General features: G+C 71.5%; 18 protein-coding genes. 13 read left to right on the top strand and 5 right to left on the bottom strand.

Going from position 1 to position 15,976, the window contains the following annotated elements:
* Positions 1 to 47 precede the first annotated feature (47 nt).
* From P2F65_RS09895 to P2F65_RS09910, 4 genes are read left to right on the top strand one after another with little or no spacing between them, the layout of a single operon-like run.
* On the top strand, positions 48 to 956 hold the full coding sequence (locus tag P2F65_RS09895; RefSeq protein WP_275806352.1) for an ABC transporter ATP-binding protein: 909 nt from the start codon (positions 48 to 50) through the stop codon (positions 954 to 956).
* Complete coding sequence (locus P2F65_RS09900; RefSeq protein WP_275806354.1) at positions 953 to 1,753, top strand: ABC transporter permease; 801 nt, start codon at positions 953 to 955, stop codon at positions 1,751 to 1,753. The genes P2F65_RS09895 and P2F65_RS09900 overlap by 4 nt, the downstream gene beginning before the upstream one ends.
* On the top strand, positions 1,753 to 2,949 hold the full coding sequence (locus tag P2F65_RS09905) for a sensor histidine kinase (RefSeq protein WP_275806356.1): 1,197 nt from the start codon (positions 1,753 to 1,755) through the stop codon (positions 2,947 to 2,949). The genes P2F65_RS09900 and P2F65_RS09905 overlap by 1 nt, the downstream gene beginning before the upstream one ends.
* Positions 2,946 to 3,593 carry a response regulator transcription factor gene (locus P2F65_RS09910; RefSeq protein ID WP_275806357.1) on the top strand — a complete coding sequence of 216 codons (648 nt, stop codon included), beginning with the start codon at positions 2,946 to 2,948 and terminating at the stop codon, positions 3,591 to 3,593. Before P2F65_RS09905 ends, P2F65_RS09910 begins: the two co-directional genes overlap by 4 nt.
* Positions 3,594 to 3,627: 34 nt before the next feature.
* Here the strand turns inward: P2F65_RS09910 and P2F65_RS09915 are convergent, their stop codons facing one another.
* The gene (locus P2F65_RS09915; protein WP_275806359.1) at positions 3,628 to 5,265 is read right to left on the bottom strand and encodes an alpha/beta hydrolase; all 1,638 of its coding nucleotides are present in this window, start codon (positions 5,263 to 5,265) and stop codon (positions 3,628 to 3,630) included.
* 180 nt (positions 5,266 to 5,445) lie between these two features.
* The gene (locus P2F65_RS09920; protein ID WP_275807375.1) at positions 5,446 to 6,126 is read right to left on the bottom strand and encodes a VTT domain-containing protein; all 681 of its coding nucleotides are present in this window, start codon (positions 6,124 to 6,126) and stop codon (positions 5,446 to 5,448) included.
* A gap of 148 nt (positions 6,127 to 6,274) precedes the next feature.
* Here P2F65_RS09920 and P2F65_RS09925 point away from each other — a divergent pair, with 148 nt between their 5' ends.
* Complete coding sequence (locus P2F65_RS09925; RefSeq protein WP_275806361.1) at positions 6,275 to 6,646, top strand: STAS/SEC14 domain-containing protein; 372 nt, start codon at positions 6,275 to 6,277, stop codon at positions 6,644 to 6,646.
* Between the two features lie 95 nt (positions 6,647 to 6,741).
* Positions 6,742 to 7,155, top strand: coding sequence for a VOC family protein (locus P2F65_RS09930; RefSeq protein ID WP_275806363.1), 414 nt, complete (start codon positions 6,742 to 6,744; stop codon positions 7,153 to 7,155).
* 3 nt (positions 7,156 to 7,158) lie between these two features.
* On the opposite strand, the gene P2F65_RS09935 is transcribed toward P2F65_RS09930, so the two are convergent.
* Positions 7,159 to 7,713, bottom strand: coding sequence for a DinB family protein (locus P2F65_RS09935; RefSeq protein WP_345803684.1), 555 nt, complete (start codon positions 7,711 to 7,713; stop codon positions 7,159 to 7,161).
* Between P2F65_RS09935 and P2F65_RS09940 the strand changes: the two genes are divergently transcribed.
* The gene (locus P2F65_RS09940) at positions 7,712 to 8,380 is read left to right on the top strand and encodes a TrmH family RNA methyltransferase (protein ID WP_275806367.1); all 669 of its coding nucleotides are present in this window, start codon (positions 7,712 to 7,714) and stop codon (positions 8,378 to 8,380) included. The two genes, P2F65_RS09935 and P2F65_RS09940, sit on opposite strands and share 2 nt — an antisense overlap.
* On the opposite strand, the gene P2F65_RS09945 is transcribed toward P2F65_RS09940, so the two are convergent.
* Together P2F65_RS09945 and P2F65_RS09950 are read right to left on the bottom strand one after the other, a co-directional pair.
* Positions 8,355 to 9,761, bottom strand: coding sequence for a hypothetical protein (locus tag P2F65_RS09945; protein WP_275806369.1), 1,407 nt, complete (start codon positions 9,759 to 9,761; stop codon positions 8,355 to 8,357). The two genes, P2F65_RS09940 and P2F65_RS09945, sit on opposite strands and share 26 nt — an antisense overlap.
* Positions 9,758 to 10,300 carry a SigE family RNA polymerase sigma factor gene (locus P2F65_RS09950; RefSeq protein ID WP_275806371.1) on the bottom strand — a complete coding sequence of 181 codons (543 nt, stop codon included), beginning with the start codon at positions 10,298 to 10,300 and terminating at the stop codon, positions 9,758 to 9,760. The genes P2F65_RS09945 and P2F65_RS09950 overlap by 4 nt, the downstream gene beginning before the upstream one ends.
* 140 nt (positions 10,301 to 10,440) lie before the next feature.
* Between P2F65_RS09950 and P2F65_RS09955 the strand changes: the two genes are divergently transcribed.
* The 6 genes from P2F65_RS09955 (at position 10,441) to P2F65_RS09980 (ending at position 15,937) form a co-directional block, all read left to right on the top strand.
* A complete protein-coding gene (locus P2F65_RS09955) occupies positions 10,441 to 11,274 on the top strand; it encodes a GNAT family N-acetyltransferase (RefSeq protein ID WP_275806373.1) in 834 nt (277 codons plus the stop codon).
* Between the two features lie 95 nt (positions 11,275 to 11,369).
* Positions 11,370 to 12,401 carry a class II fructose-bisphosphate aldolase gene (fbaA, locus tag P2F65_RS09960; RefSeq protein WP_275806375.1) on the top strand — a complete coding sequence of 344 codons (1,032 nt, stop codon included), beginning with the start codon at positions 11,370 to 11,372 and terminating at the stop codon, positions 12,399 to 12,401.
* An 11-nt stretch (positions 12,402 to 12,412) separates the two neighbouring features.
* Positions 12,413 to 12,820: a DUF3151 domain-containing protein gene (locus P2F65_RS09965; RefSeq protein ID WP_275806376.1), complete on the top strand. Its 408-nt coding sequence runs from the start codon at positions 12,413 to 12,415 to the stop codon at positions 12,818 to 12,820.
* Positions 12,821 to 13,099: 279 nt separating this feature from the next.
* The gene (locus tag P2F65_RS09970; RefSeq protein ID WP_275806378.1) at positions 13,100 to 13,951 is read left to right on the top strand and encodes a hypothetical protein; all 852 of its coding nucleotides are present in this window, start codon (positions 13,100 to 13,102) and stop codon (positions 13,949 to 13,951) included.
* Positions 13,952 to 14,083: 132 nt separating this feature from the next.
* Entirely contained in the window at positions 14,084 to 15,373 is a 1,290-nt protein-coding gene (locus tag P2F65_RS09975; RefSeq protein WP_275806380.1) for an adenylosuccinate synthase, read from the top strand.
* 9 nt (positions 15,374 to 15,382) lie between these two features.
* Complete coding sequence (locus P2F65_RS09980; RefSeq protein WP_275806382.1) at positions 15,383 to 15,937, top strand: DUF402 domain-containing protein; 555 nt, start codon at positions 15,383 to 15,385, stop codon at positions 15,935 to 15,937.
* Positions 15,938 to 15,976 lie beyond the last annotated feature (39 nt).

A 15,976-nucleotide genomic window follows, 5' to 3' on the forward strand; every position in this document is an offset into this window, starting at 1 on the left:
CCGGTCGATGCTCCTCGCGGCCGGCCCGAACTGGACAGACTTGGGGCATGAGCACACCCATCGAGGTCGAGGGGCTGAGCAAGGCGTATGCCGGGCAGCCTGCCGTCGACGGCATCGACCTGCAGGTCCGGACCGGCGAGGTGTTCGCCCTGCTCGGACCCAACGGCGCCGGCAAGACCACCACCGTCGAGATCCTCGAGGGTTTCCGCCACCGCGACGCCGGCCGGGTCAGCGTTCTGGGGGAGGACCCCTCGAGCGCCGGGCTCGACTGGCGGCAGCGGCTCGGCATCGTGCTGCAGAGCTCCCAGGGCCTCGACCTGCTGACGGTGCGCGAGGTCGTCGCCAGCACCGCCAAGGTCTACCGCCGGCCGCGCGACGTCGACGAGGTCATCGCGGCCGTCGGCCTCGCAGAGAAGCGTGACAGCCGCACGGCCAAGCTCTCCGGCGGGCAGCGTCGCCGCCTCGATGTGGCACTCGGCATCGTCGGCCGCCCCGAGCTGCTGTTCCTCGACGAACCCACCACCGGGTTCGACCCGCAGGCCCGGCGGGACTTCTGGTCGCTCATCGCCGGGCTCGCCGGGGACGGCACCACGATCGTGCTGACGACCCACTACCTCGAGGAGGCCGAGCAGCTCGCCGACCGGGTGGGGATCATCGCCGGGGGACGCATGATCACGGTCGACACCCCTGCCGAGCTCGGCGGGCGGGCCCAGCAGCGGGCCACCGTCTCGTGGCGGGAGGGCGGGGTGGTGCGCACCGTCGCCACCGCCGAGCCGACCGCCGAGGTGGCCCGACTGGCCAGTCGCTTCGGCGGCGAGGTGCCCGAGCTCGTCGTGCAGCGGCCGACTCTGGAGGACACCTACCTGCGGCTGATCGCCCCGTTCGCGACCGCCGAGGAGGCTGCTCCCGACCTCGCGGCACCGGTCGTGGCAGCCGCGGAGGGGGCAGTGCGATGAGCACCGCCGCCGTGGCCCTCGACCGCACGGTCCTGGAGCTCAAGATGTACTTCCGCGAGCGCGACTCGGTCGTGTTCTCCTTCCTGTTCCCCGTCGTGATGCTGTCGCTGTTCGCCTCCGTCTTCGGCGACAGCTTCGAGTCGGGCGGGAGCCCCGTCGGCGCCGCGCAGTTCTTCCTCCCGGGCATGGTCGCCGGTGGCGTGATGCTCACCAGCTTCCAGACGCTGGCGCTGGGGGTGGCCATGGAGCGCGACGACGGCACCCTCAAGCGGCTGCGCAGCACGCCCATGCCGCCGGTCGCGTACTTCCTCGGCAAGGTCGGGCTGGTCGCGGTGACGTCCGTCGCCCAGCTGGCCCTGCTGCTGCTCGTGGCGCGCCTCGTGTTCGACGTCCCGATGCCCTCGGCCCCCTCGGCGTGGGCCACGTTCGCCTGGGTGTTCCTCCTCGGCGTCGCGTCGGGCACCGTGCTGGGCATCGCCTACTCCACGCTGGCCGGCTCGGCGAGGTCCGCCGGAGCCGTGGTCATCGGGCCGCTGCTCGTGCTGCAGTTCATCTCCGGCGTCTACTTCGCCTACGGCGACATCCCCTCGTGGATGCAGCAGGTGGCAGCCCTCTTCCCGCTCAAGTGGGTGGCCCAGGGCATGCGGTCGGTCTTCTACCCTGCGGCCATGGAGACCCAGGAGGTGGCCAGCGCCTGGGAGCACCCGATGGTCGCCCTCGTGCTCACCCTCTGGCTGGTCGCCGGCCTCGTCCTGTGCACCCGCACCTTCACCTGGTTCAAGCGGGGCTCGGTCTGATGGAGGCAGCGACCGCAGCAGCGCACGACCGCGACCTCGTCTGGCGCCGTCAGCTGGTGTTCTGGCACGCGACCTTCGGCGTGCTCTTCGTGGTCACGCTCTACCTCACCGCGATGGACGACCGGGGCCAGCGCCTCGCCGGCGCGGCCTGCGTGGCCGGCATCGGGATCGCGTATGCCGTGTGGGGCGCCCGGGGCCTGCAGCTCCAGGACCGCCGGCTCGGGACGACCTACCTCGCGGTGGCCTGGCCGCTGTTCCTCCTGCTCATCGCGATCAACCCGGAGGGCGACTACTACTTCGTCTCCTTCGCGCTCTTCCCGCAGACCTGGGCGCTGCTCTCGCGCCGCGCCGCGGTGTGGGTCACCGTGGCGGTGGTCGTCGGACTGAGCGTGGTGCGCCTGCTCACGCTGCCCCAGACCACCGGCGCGCTGATGACGATCGTGGTGTCATCGGCGATCACGCTGGGCCTCTCGCTCGGCATGGGCCTGCTCATCCACGTGCTGACCGACGAGATGGAACGCCGCGCCGACACGATCGAGGAGCTCCACCGCACCCAGGTCGACCTCGCCGCTGCCGAGCGCGCCCAAGGCGTCTTCGCCGAGCGGGAGCGGCTCTCCCGCGAGATCCACGACACCCTCGCGCAGGGGTTCACCTCCGTGGTGACCCTGGCACGGGCGGCCGATGCCGCGCTCGACCGGGGCGACCTCGAGACGGTGCGCGAGCGGCTGGCGCTGCTCGAGTCGACGGCGGCGGAGAACCTTGCCGAGGCCCGGCTGATCGTCGCCGCGCTGACGCCCGGGCACCTCCAGCAGGGCACCCTTGCCGAGGCGCTCCAGCGCGTGGTCGACACCGCGTCGGCCGAGTCGGGCATCGACGGCACCCTCACCGTGGTGGGCTCGCCCGCGACGGCGGCCGCCAACTCCGAGGTGGTCCTCCTCCGCACGGCGCAGGAGGCGATCGCCAACATCCGCAGGCACTCGGGCGCCTCCTCGTTCTCGGTCCGCCTCGACTACTCAGACCCCGCCCGGGTCGGCCTCGAGGTCACCGACGACGGCCAGGGCTTCGATCCCGGCCGGGTGCGGTCGGGCTTCGGGATCGTGGGCGCCCGGTCACGGGCAGCCGACCTCGGGTCCGAGCTCGTCGTCGACACCGTGCCGGGGTCGGGCACCACGCTGCGCGTGAGCGTGCCCCGATGACGCTGCGGCTGGTGGTCGTCGACGACCACCCCGTCGTGCGTGCCGGGCTCGTGGCGATGCTGGGTGAGGAGCCCGACTTCGAGGTGGTCGGCGAGGCGGCGGACGGAGCGGAGGCCGTGGTCCGGGTCGGTGAGCTCGCGCCCGACGTCGTGCTCATGGACCTGCGCATGCCCGTGCTCGACGGCGCCGAGGCGACCGCGCGCCTGCGGGAGAACGGCGGACCGCCGGTGCTCGTGCTGACCACCTACGACACCGACGCCGACATCGTCCGGGCGGTCGAGGCCGGCGCCACGGGTTACCTGCTGAAGGACGCCCCCCGGGCGGTGCTGGCGCAGGCCGTGCGCGCCGCAGCCCGGGGCGAGACGGTGCTCGCCCCGCCGGTGGTGGCCCGTCTCGCCGGCCGGCTGCGCGCCGATGCCGCCTCCGCCCAGGCTGGCGCAAGCGCGCCGCAGCTGACCCCCCGCGAGGTCGAGGTGCTCGGCTGCGTCGCCCGCGGCCTGTCCAACGCCGAGGTGGGGCGCGCGCTGTTCATCGGCGAGGCCACGGTCAAGACCCACCTGCTGCGGACCTTCGAGAAGCTCGGGGTGACCGACCGCACGGCGGCGGTCACCGCGGCATACCGTCTGGGGCTGCTGGAGCTCTGACGCGAGCCCAGCAGCCCCAGCCGGAGCGTGGTGCTCAGCGGGTCATGCCCAGCAGGTGCTGGCGCAGCGCCAGCTGGTGCGGTGACAGGACGGCCCCTGAGCGGCTCATTCCCGAGGCGGCCGAGGCGCTCGACGGGTCGGGCGGGGGCAGCGGGTCGCACCGCAGGTCGGCGCGGTTGCCGGAGCGGCGGTCGGGCAGCTCGCCGGTGGCGAGGTAGGCCGCGATGGCCCCGTCCGTGCAGTCCACGCCGGAGAGGGAGGCGGAGTGGGTGGTGCCGCCCACGCCCTCGATGAGGCGCGACTCCGGGAACAGCCGGCGCGTGGCGAGCGCGCCGGAGAACGGCGTCGCCGCGTCGTGGGTCTCGGAGACGAGCAGGATCGGCGGTGCGTCCGAGCCGTCGACCTCGACGGGCTCGCCCACGTCACCGGCCCAGGTGCGGCAGGGGGCGTTGAACCACGCGTTGCCCCAGGTGAGGAACGGAGCCTTCTCGTGGATGCGCCAGTTGACCTCACGCCAGGTGTCCCAGTCCTGCGGCCACGGTGCGTCCGTGCAGATCACCGCGAGGTACATGGCGTAGCCGTTGTCGGCCCCCGGTCCCGAGGGGCCCTGGAAGGCGTCGGCGAGGGCCTTGACGGGGGCGTAGTTCCCGTCGTTGACCGCGGCGGCGAAGGCTGTCGCGATCTCGTGCCAGGCGAAGACCCCGTAGCCGGCGACCACGAAGACGTCGTTCCACTCGGTCGCCCCGAACTGGCCACCCGCCTGGGGCGAGCTGGTCAGCGCCTTGAGGACCTCGTAGTAGGCGTCCTCGACGTCGTCACCGCTCGTCCCGAGGCCGTAGACGTCGTCGTGCTTGGCGATCCAGTCGAAGTAGATCCCGATGGTCTTCTCGAACGCGAAGTCCTGGTCGAGGTTCGCGTGCCACCAGACCCGGTCGGGGTTGATGACGCCGTCGAACACCATCCGCCGAACGCGGTCGGGGTGCAAGGTGGCGTAGACCTCGCCGAGGTAGGTGCCGTAGGAGAAGCCGTAGAAGTTGATCTTCTTGGCGCCGAGGGCGGCGCGGATGCTCTCCATGTCGGCGATGGTGTCGGTCGTCTTCAGGTGGTCGAGCAGGCGCCCGCCGGCGGCCTCGCAGTCCTCGGCGTAGTTCTCGGTCTTGGTCAGCCAGGCCTGCTCGATGCTCTTGGTCCGCGGGACGTACGAGGGCGGTGTGTCCTCGAAGTAGCTGCCGTCGCAGGTGAGCGAGGGCCTGCTCGCCCCGACGCCGCGGGGGTCGAAGCCGATCCAGTCGTAGGTCAGGCCCGCGCCGTCGGGGACGATCCGCTGGAGCACCGAGTAGATGAGCCCCGAGCCGCCCGGACCACCGGGGTTGACCAGCATGACGCCCTGGTACTCCGAGGCCGGTGACGTGTGGCGCATGCGGGAGACGGCCAGCTGGATCTTCTCGCCCTTGGGGCGGTCGTAGTCCAGAGGCACGCTGACCATGGCGCACTCGGCGCCGAAGTCCTTCAGGAGCTGGTCGACGCAGTCGCCCCAGCTGGGCGCCGGCGGGACGTAGCCGGTCGCCATGGTGGCGGTCGTGGTGGTGGCGGTGACGCCCTGGGCCGGCGCAGCGACGGCCAAGGCGCCGATGGTGATCCCCGCGGCAGCCGCGGCGAGCAGTCTCCTCATCGTGGTCCTCCCCCGTGAGTGGCACGGCGATGTGCCGGTCGAACCACTCTTCCCGCCGCAGGGGCGCCCGGGGACCGCCACGCGGGCTAGTCAGGGGCGCCCCGCATGGGCGTCGTTTGCCGTAGTCCGCTGCGCCGGTGCGCCGCTCGGGACGGCGTGCGATGGGGGTGGGACGACGGGTCAGTCGCGGCCCTCGATGAGGTCCTCGACGACCTCCTCGGTCTCCTCGATCGCCACGCGGGCGGCGCTCTTGGCCCGGACGAACTCGAAGATCATCGGCACGACCGACACCGCGACGATGGCGAGGATCGCGAGCTCGAGGTGCTCCGTGAGCGCCGGGAACCGCTTGCCGAGGAAGTAGCCGAGCAGCGTGATGCCGGTGGCCCAGAGCAGCGCGCCGACGCCGCTCCAGACGAAGAAGTGGCGGCGGTCCATGCGGCTGACGCCGGCCACCACCGTGATGAAGGTCCGCACGATCGGCACGAAGCGGCCGATGATCAGGGCCTTGGCACCGTGCTTCTCGAAGAAGGCGTGGGTGTCGTCGAAGTACTTCTTCTTGATGAAGCGGCCCTCACGCTCGTAGAGCGGGGCCCCGACGGCTCGGCCGATCTCGTAGCCGGTGATGTTCCCCAGGAAGGCCGCCGCGGTCAGGACCGCGCAGGCGACCCCGATGTTGACGTCGATCGAGTCGCCGTTAGCGATGAACAGGCCCACCGCGAAGAGCAGCGAGTCACCGGGGAGGATCGGGAACAGCAGCCCGCACTCGATGAAGACGATCGCCGCGCTCACCCAGAAGAACTGCCCGCCGAAGCGGTCGAGCAGCCATTGGGGGTCCATCCAGTCGGGGCCGAGAGAGTGCATCACGAGCCCAAGGGTATGCCGCGGAGCCGGGTCTGCCCGAATCCGCGCGGTCCGCCCGGCGGGCTTTGCTCCCTCTTGGGGCCAGGCAACCGTGACGGTCACCGCCTGCCATTGACACGGTCTGCCGTGCCTGAGGACAGTGAGAGGCATGATCCGCCTACTGCGTGACATGCCCGCCGGGGTCCTCGGGCTCGAGGCGGTGGACGACGTGGAGAAGGAGGACTACCAGAAGGTCATCGTGCCCGCAGTCAACAAGGTCATTGAGGAGCACGGGAAGGTGCGCCTGGTCTACGTCCTCGGGCCGGAGTTCGACGACTACGAGGGGGACGCGGTCTGGGAGGACCTGAAACTGGGCGCACGGCACCCGACGTCGTTCGAACGAATGGCGATCGTCACCGATGCGGCTTGGGCAGGCCCGGCGGTCAAGGTGTTCAGCGTCCTGTGGCCCGGGCAGGCACGCGCGTTTCGCCTCTCTGACCTCGAGGCAGCCAAGCATTGGGCGGCCGAAGACTCCAGCTGACGGGGATGACGCCGCCCGAGGTGCTCATCCAAGGACTGGGTCAGTCCGCGCCCCGCTGCAGGAATGTGAGCGTCCGCACGGCGGTTGGCCTGCACATGGGACAGACACCAGGTCCGGGGGTCCGGCAGCTGCGCCTCACGGTCCACGCCGAGGACTACGAGCAGGCGGTGGCCTTCTACCGCGACACCCTCGGCATGCCGGTCGAGCTGCACGTCGAGAGCGAGGGCGGGGCCGAGGTGATGATCCTCGACGCCGGCCGCGCCACGCTCGAGCTGTGCAACACCGCCCAGGTGGAGCTCATCGACCAGGTGGAGGTCGGTCGTCGCGTCAGCCCGAAGTTCCGCCTCGCCCTCGAGGTCATGGACGCCGACGGAGCGACGACCCGCGCGGTGGAGTCCGGGGCCGATCTGGTCGCCGAGCCCACGCGCACCCCGTGGAACTCGCTGAACTCGCGCCTGGAGACGCCCGGAGGCATCCAGCTCACGCTGTTCGAGGAGCTCGGCGACTGAGCCCTACTGGCCCGTGCGTCCGTCGATGCACTCGCGGAGCAGGTCCGCGTGCCCGCAGTGTCGGGCGTACTCCTCGACCATGTGCACCAGCACGTCGCGCGCGCTGACCGTGTCCCCGTGGTGGGTGACCTCCAGCGCCATGTCGGGGTTGCCCTGCACCCACTGCTCGGCGAACGCGACCTCCTCACGCCACGCTTTCCACGCCTCCTCGACACACGCGGCGTCGCCGACCGCGCCGTCCCAGTCGGCGTCGGAGCGCCGCGGGCCCCAGAGCCGGGGAGCGTCCTCCTGGGACAGCACCCGGCGGAACCACGAGCGCTCGACCTCCGCCATGTGCCGCACCAGCCCCAGGAGGGACATCGTCGACGGCGGCACGGATCGCGTGGCCATCTGCTCCGGGCTCAGCCCCTCGCACTTCATCTCGAGGGTGAGGCGGTAGTGCCTCAGGTAGTCGGCGTAGGTGCCGCGCTCGTCCTTGGGCACGTTCTCGAAGGGCTGGCGCGGGTCGACGTCCGGCTCGACCCACATGTCAGGGTGCTTCCGCGGTGTCTCGGGCATGCCTGCCATCGTGGTGGTCGTGACCGATGAGGACAACCGAGTTGGAGTCGGCCCGTGGAAGGGGCCCTGGCCGGACGACGAGCGTTACGACCCCGACCTGCTGCGCAACGGCGACAGCCGCAACGTCGTCGACCCGTACCGGTACTGGAGGCTCGAGGCGATCGTCGCCGACCTCGACACCCACCGCCACGACTTCCACGTCGCCGTGGAGAACTGGGGCCACGACTTCAACATCGGGTCCGTGATCCGCACGGCAAACGCGTTCAACGCCAGGGCTTTCCACATCGTCGGCAAGCGACGCTGGAACCGGCGGGGCGCCATGGTCACCGACCGCTACCAGCACGAGCACCACCACCCCGAGGTGACCGACCTCGTGGCCTGGGCCGCCGCGGCGGGAGGCGAGGGACGCGGCATACCGCTCATCGGCATCGACAACCTGCCGGGCTCGGTGCCGCTGGAGACCTTCGACCTGCCGCGCGAGTGCGTGCTCGTCTTCGGGCAGGAGGGGCCCGGGCTGTCACCGGCGATGCGGGAGGCGTGCGTCGCCGTGCTCGACATCGCGCAGTTCGGTTCGACGCGCTCCATCAACGCCGGGGCGGCCGCTGCCATCGCGATGCACGCGTGGGTGCGTCGCCACGTCTTCAACCAGCCTGTGCGCGAGACCTGACGCGGTGCCGTCGACGTAGCCACAGCAGGACGACGAGCCCGACGCCGCCGGCGACGAGGCCGGCCTCGGGCCACCGCCACGACAGCGTCGAGACGGACGTGCCCCAGATGCTGGTGTGGGCCGGTCCGGAGAGCGCGTCGTCGGCGAGGTCGAGCCGAGTGAGGTGGAGTCGTGGGTCGGTGACGACCAGCGCGCCGGACGGGTCGGCGACACCCTCGGGGCCGAGCCTCAGCCCGTCGGGCTCGAGGCGGGGGAGCACCCAGGTGCCGTCCTGCCACTCGACCGGTGTGCCGGAGTAGAGCGGGGGTGACTCAGTCTCTGCCCCCACCGATGTCCAGCCCTCACTCGTCTGCGCGCCGGACCGCAGGTCGAAGGACAGCAGCCCGATCCCGCTCTGCCCCATGCCCTGCGGGTAGCTGCGGCTGACGCCCAAGGCGACGAACAGGGTGTGGTGATCCGGCGACAACGAGGGGCTCCACTGGGTGTAGGTGGAGCCCGGCACCTCGGTCTCGCTCAGGAGCACCGGCAGGCGGCGGCGTTGGCCGGCCAGGTCCAGGGCCACCGGTGTCAGTTCGAGTGTCGCCAGGCCCTCGACCTCGGCGGCGCGAGGCTCGAGCACGAGGAGCTCGGAGCTGCCCAGCCACCCGGCGAGGTTCACCTCCTCGGCCAACGGCAGCTCGCGCACCGACCCGTCGACACCCAGCACCAGCAGCAAGGGAGCGGCCGCGGCCCCGCCCGTGGCTCGCACGGCGACGTGACGCCCGTCGGGAGCGAAGTACGCGGGCGTCTGCACCTCAGCGAGGTAGGGCGTGGGCGACTGTGGGGTGTCGCCGCCGTAGACCCGTGCGCTGCCCACGGTCGGGAACTGCGTGAGGTCGCCGGACACCACGTCGTGGATGACGTAGCGCTGCGTCTCCCTGTCGATGTAGCTGAGCCGTCGGCCGTCTGCGGAGATGGCCGGCACCGCGACGTCCAGGAGGTCGTGGGTGGTGGGGAGACGGGTCAGGTCACCGTCCTGGGCCACGGCATACCAGGTGCCGTCGCTGGGGCCGCGGCCCTCGGTGGTGCCGAACGCGATCCCGGCCAAGGGCTCACCGCTCTTGGGCAGGTCGCTGACACGCCAAGGCTTGGCGATGCGCTCGGGGTGACCGACGCCAGGACCGCCCTCGGCCGGTGGTGCGGGCTGCGCCTGGAGCCCGGGAAACGCCAGGAATGCGGCAGCGACCAATGCGGCCGCCACCGCAGCCGTGCGGCCAGCGCGCGAGCGGAGGCGTCGACGCCGTCCCTGCCGCCAGGCCACGCCGGCCAGGTCGCGTCCGACATCCGTCGGCTGGACCTCCACGGCGAGCTCGTCGAAGGCCTCTGCCAGTGTCCTGCTCATCGCGCCGCCACCTTTCCGTGGGTGCCGACCCAGAGGTCGGCCAGCTCAGGAGCGGTGGCGCGCAGTCGAGCCAGGGCTCCCCGGGTGGAGGTCTTCACCGTGCTGACCGACCAGCCCAGGATCGCTGCCGTCTCGGCCTCGGTGCGGTCCTCGTAGAAACGCAGCACCAGCACCGCGCGCTGCTTGGGGCTCAGCCGGGCAAGCGCGTCCTTCAGCAGCAGGCGTTGGTCACTGTCGGCGAACTGGTCCGCGGTGTCCGCGCGGTGGACGGTGTCCTCGGCCGCCGGAGCCACGAGGGTGGGGCGCCTGCGGCGAGCCCGCCAGCCGTCCACGGCACGGTGGTAGAGCGCCCGCCGGGCGTAGGCCTCGGGGTTGCCCTGCCGCTGCACCGACTCCCAGTGCTGGGCGAGACGGCTCAGGCAGTCCTGCAGGAGGTCCTCCGCGAGGTGTCGGTCTCCCGTCAACAGGTAGGCCGTGCGGAGCAGCCCGACCGAGCGCGTCTGCACGAAGCGCTCGAAGTCCTCCACCGTCCCCTCCATGCCCCTCTTGACGTCCGGAGCCCGCCCGGCGGGTGTACGACGGGGGAAAGAATGCCGGATAACCGTGCTGGCCGAACAGAAAGTGCTGGCCGAACAGAAAGTGCTGGCCGAGTTCGGGCTGCTGCGGTGGGATGGCGCGAGTGACCCCTGACGAGCTGCTCGCCCGCTTCCACCAGCAGATCCGCCTGCGTGACCGCGACGCCGAGCCCGGCAACGTCGTCGAGCGCGATGGCCTCGTGCACCGCAACTACCCGGCCGACCCCACCACGCCCGGCGCGATGATCGAGACCCCGGAAGGGCTCGGGCTCGACCCGGATGCCGTGATCGCCCGTCAGCGCGACTTCTTCCGCCACCGCGGGCAGCGGGTGGAGTGGAAGACGTACGGGTACGACGAGCCGGCCGACCTCGGGCAACGCCTGGCCGCAGCCGGGTTCGTGGGCGAGGAGCTCGAGGCGCTCATCCTCGGCGACGCCGAGGTGGTCGCCGTCGACGTCGAGCTGCCGCCCGGGGTGCGGGTGCGGGCGGTGGAGGACGGTCCCGGCCTCCAGCGCGACCTCGAGCGGATCGCCGACCTCCACGACCTCGTCTGGCCCGGCACCCGCTGGATCACCCTGCGGTTCGGCGAGGAGATGCGGGCCCGCCCCGACCTCGTGCGCGGCTGCCTCGTCGAGGAGTCGGCCGACGGCCCGGTGCTCTGCGCGTCCTGGCTGCGGATGGTCGAGGACACCGACTTCGCCGGCCTGTGGGGCGGCGCCACCCACCCGGACTGGCGGCGCCGCGGCCTCTACCGCGCCACCGTGGCCCACCGGGCCCGGCTCGCGCTCGTTGCCGGCTACCGGCTCCTGCGCGTCGACGCCTCGCCGCACTCGCGGCCGATCCTCGAGCGGGCCGGCCTGCACCAGGTCTCCACCACGACGCCCTACGTGCTCGACCCGGCGACCGCCGACGGCGGGCCCGCGAGCGACCACGCCTAGAGCCGGACGGCCCCTACGCGCGCCTCGGCGAGGCATGGAAAGATCGGGGCCGAAGCTGCGCACCGCGACCTTCCGATCTCAAAGAGGAGAGACCCATGCCCATCGCCACCCCAGAGGTGTATGCCGACATGCTGGATCGCGCGAAGAAGGGCTCCTTCGCGTACCCGGCCATCAACGTCACCTCCAGCCAGACCCTGAACGCGGCCATCCGCGGGTTCGCCGAGGCCGGCAGTGACGGCATCATCCAGGTCTCGACGGGCGGCGCGGATTACCTCAGCGGCCCCACGGTCAAGGACATGGTGACGGGTTCGCTGGCGTTCGCCGCGTTCGCCCACGAGGTCGCCAAGAACTACGACGTCAACATCGCGCTCCACACCGACCACTGCCCCAAGGACAAGCTCGACGGCTTCGTCCGTCCGCTGCTCGCCGCGTCCACCGAGCGCGTCAGGGCCGGCGGCACCCCGTGGTTCCAGTCGCACATGTGGGACGGCTCGGCCGTGCCGCTCGATGAGAACCTCGAGATCGCCCGTGAGCTGCTCGACGCGTGCAAGGCCGCGAACGTGATCCTCGAGATCGAGGTCGGCGTCGTGGGTGGCGAGGAGGACGGCATCGTCGGAGCCATCGACGAGAAGCTCTACTCCACCCCCGAGGACGCCATCGCCACGGTCGAGGCCCTCGGCCTCGGCGACAACGGGCGCTACATGACTGCGCTGACCTTCGGCAACGTCCACGGCGTCTACAAGCCCGGCAACGTCAAGCTCCGCCCGGAGATCCTCAAGGCCGCCCAGGAGGCCGTCGTCAAGGCCAAGGGCCTCGGCGAGGGTGAGCGCCCGTTCGACCTCGTCTTCCACGGCGGTTCGGGCTCGACCGCGGAGGAGATCGGTGCGGCGGTCGACTACGGCGTGGTGAAGATGAACATCGACACCGACACCCAGTACGCGTTCACCCGCCCGGTGGCCGGCTACATGTTCAAGAACTACGACGGCGTGCTCAAGATCGACGGCGAGGTCGGCAACAAGAAGCAGTACGACCCGCGCGCCTGGGGCAAGGAGGCCGAGGCGGCCATGGCCCAGCGCGTCGTCGAGGCCTGCCAGAACCTCCGCAGTGCCGGCACCTCCGGAAAGTAGGGCCTGCGCCAGTGACCTCGGAGAACCTGCTCGGCATCCCGCCCACCCACCTGCCGGAGGACCCGGCCGCAACCCGGCTGGAACAGGGGGTGGCCCCGGACCAGGTGGCCGCGGCACACCCCACCTCGTCGCTGGCCTGGGCCACGCTCGCGGAGGACGCACTCGAGGACGGGCGCACCGTCGAGGGCTACGCCTACGCCCGCACCGGCTACCACCGCGCCCTCGACGCGCTGCGGCGCTCGGGCTGGCGCGGCCAGGGACCGGTGCCGTGGTCGCACGCCCCGAACCGGGGCTTCCTGCGCTCGCTCGCTGCCCTCTCGAGGGCGGCCGGCGCGATCGGTGAGGTCGACGAGGAGCAGCGGTGCCGGCAGTTCCTGCGCGACTCCTCGCCGGAGGCCGCCGACGAGCTCGGCCTGTGACGGCCTGAGCCTGCCGGCTCCGGCAGGCGCCTGTCGCCACACATGGTGAAGCCGGGGGGCCGGACCTTTACGATCCAGGCCCCCCGGCTTCGCCCCCTGCGGTCGAGCGGCCCCCATGTGCCCGCTCTGTGCCGCGACCTCGTCGTCCCCGTGACCGCGCGACACCGCCCATGATGCACACTGCAAGCGCTTGCAGGCGGTCACGAAAGTGCCATTGGCCATAACATGTCATAAATCCTGTGGACCGTCTGTGGGAGTGCTGGCGAAAGGGGCAGACCGGTGGAGGACGACTACACACCCGCGCCCGATCCCGAGTTCCTCGTGACCGACCCTCTCCAGACCCTTCACCAGGTGCTCGAGCGCGAGGTGCGGCGGGCCGAGCGCCGGCGGCTCGAGCTCGCCGAGATCGGGAACGCACTGTTGAAGCTCAGCAAGCAGCACGAGCAGCCGGCCTCCGAGCGGGCCGCCCCGGTGTGGGAGCCCGTGGCCGCCGACCTCGCCCCCACCATCGTCGAGCGCCTGGTCGCGGGCACCGAGGGCCCCCTGCGCCACTGCGTCGTCGACCTCGACGTGGGGCCGGGGCTCGAACCGGAGATCGTCGAGGCCGCCACCCGGCGGCTCGCCCAGGGGAGGGTGCAGCGCGGCATCTACCCGCTGAGCGCCTACCACCGACCCGAGACCCGCAGCCGCATCGACGCCTGGGCGCGGGCGGGCGAGGTGCAGCGGATCTGCCTCCAGCCGCCCACCGACTTCGCGGTCTTCGGCGACACGGCGGTCATGGCGGTGGCGGAGTGGGGGGACGCCCGCTCCAACTACGTGCTCATCCGCGACCCCATGCTCGTGCAGGCGTTCACCGCCCTGTTCGAGCGGGTCTTCGAGCAGGCGCTGCCCGTGCCCGACGGCGGCGGCATGGGCAGTGACGTCGACCTCGAGATGCTCAGGCTGCTCGGCGCCGGGCTCAAGGACGAGGGCATCGCCCGCCACCTCGGGTGCAGCCTGCGCACGGTGCGCCGGCGGATCGCAGTGCTCATGGCGCGCCACGACGCCGAGACCCGGTTCCAGCTCGGCCTCGCCGTCGCGGACAGCGGCCTGCTGCGGCCCGCGCGGGTGCCGAAGCCACGCGGGCGCTGATGCCCACGGCGGGAGACGGCTTGGGCCGTGCAGCGCCCGACCGGTAGCCTTCCGAGGTACGGGCCCCCGTGCACACGCACGACTGGGGCCTGTGCTGTGACCGCAGCCGCGACCTGAGGAGAAGGTGTAGCCATGCCGGCAATCGTGCTGGTGGGAGCCCAGTGGGGCGATGAGGGCAAGGGCAAGGCGACCGACCTGCTGGGCAGTGCCGTCGACTACGTCGTGAAGTTCAACGGCGGCAACAACGCCGGCCACACCATCGTCATCGAGGGTGAGAAGTACGCCCTGCACCTGCTGCCGTCGGGCATCCTCACCCCGACCTGCACCCCTGTCATCGGCAACGGCGTCGTCATCGACCTCGCCGTCCTGTTCGAGGAGATCGACGGCCTCGAAGCCCGCGGGGTCGACACCTCGCGCCTGCTCGTCAGCGCCAACGCCCACATCATCGCGCCCTACAACCGGGTCCTCGACAAGGTCAACGAGCGCTTCCTCGGCTCCCGCAGGATCGGCACCACCGGCCGCGGCATCGGCCCCACCTACGCCGACAAGATGTCGCGCACCGGCATCCGGGTGCAGGACCTCTTCGACGAGAAGATCCTGCGCCAGAAGGTCGAGGCAGCCCTGGAGTTCAAGAACCAGGTCCTCGCCAAGATCTACAACCGACGCGCGATCGGGGTCGACGAGGTGCTCGAGGAGCTGCTCGGGTATGCCGCGCGGTTGCGCCCCATGGTCGCCGACACCTCGCTGGTGCTCGAGCAGGCGCTGAACGAGGGCAGGACCGTGCTCATGGAGGCCGGTCAGGCCACCCTGCTCGACGTCGACCACGGCACCTACCCGTTCGTCACCTCCTCGAACGCGACCTCGGGCGGTGCCTGCACCGGCTCGGGCATCCCGCCGACCCGCATCGACAGTGTCATCGCGATCCTCAAGGCCTACTCGACCCGCGTGGGCGAGGGCCCGTTCCCGACCGAGCTGCACGACGACCAGGGCGAGTTCCTGCGCAAGACCGGGGCCGAGTACGGCACGACCACCGGTCGCCCGCGTCGCTGCGGCTGGGTCGACACCGTGGTGGGCCGTTACGCCACGCGGATCAACGGGGTCACCGACTTCGTCATCACCAAGCTCGACGTGCTGACCGGGCTGGAGAAGGTCCCGGTCTGCGTGGCCTACGACGTCGACGGCGTGCGTCACGACGAGATGCCGGTCAACCAGACCGACTTCCACCACGCGGTGCCGGTCTACGAGGAGCTCGACGGCTGGTGGGAGGACATCTCCGACTGCCGCAGCTTCGAGGAGCTGCCCAAGAACGCCCAGCAGTACGTCCTGCGCCTCGAAGAGCTCATCGGGGCCCGGGTCTCGGCGATCGGCGTCGGCCCAGGCCGTGACCAGATCATCAGCCGTCACTCCCTCCTCGGTGACTGACAGGGGCCAGTGAGCGACCGGATCGCCTCCGGTCCCGGCGCGCCGGCGCCGGGCGATCCGGTGCGGGTCCGCTTCCGCAAGTGGGGAGGCGGTGATCACTGGTCAGCCGACGTGGTCTGGCTGGGGGAGGACGAGCACGGCTGGTGGGCCGGCTGGCTGCCCGGCACCCGCTGGACCCGGCCCGGCACGGAGTTCGTGTCCCACGGCCGCCAGGTCGGCCTCTTCCCGCGCGACCGCGGCTTCGCAGCGACGTTCTACGAGCCGGTGGCTGACTACGCCTGGCGGCTCTACGTCGATGTCGCCACCACCCCGGCCCTGCAGGACGCGGAGCTGAGCGCCATCGACCTCGACCTCGACGTCATCGAGCGGTTCGACGGAGGGGTCTTCGTCGATGACGAGGACGAGTTCGCGCTGCACCGGGTGGTCCTCGGGTACCCGGGCGAGGTCGTCGCGGCGGCCGAGGCCGAGCGCGACCGCCTGCTCGGCGAGCTGAGGGACGGCGCCGCCCACTTCTCCGAGACCGTGGCCGCCCACTGGCGGTCCCGGCTGTCCGGGCTGGCCTGAGCCGGTCCGAGCCATCCTGAGCTGGACGCTGTGACCGTG

It is taken from the genome of Knoellia sp. p5-6-4 (genome assembly GCF_029222705.1).
Taxonomy (GTDB): Bacteria; Actinomycetota; Actinomycetes; order Actinomycetales; family Dermatophilaceae; genus Pedococcus_A.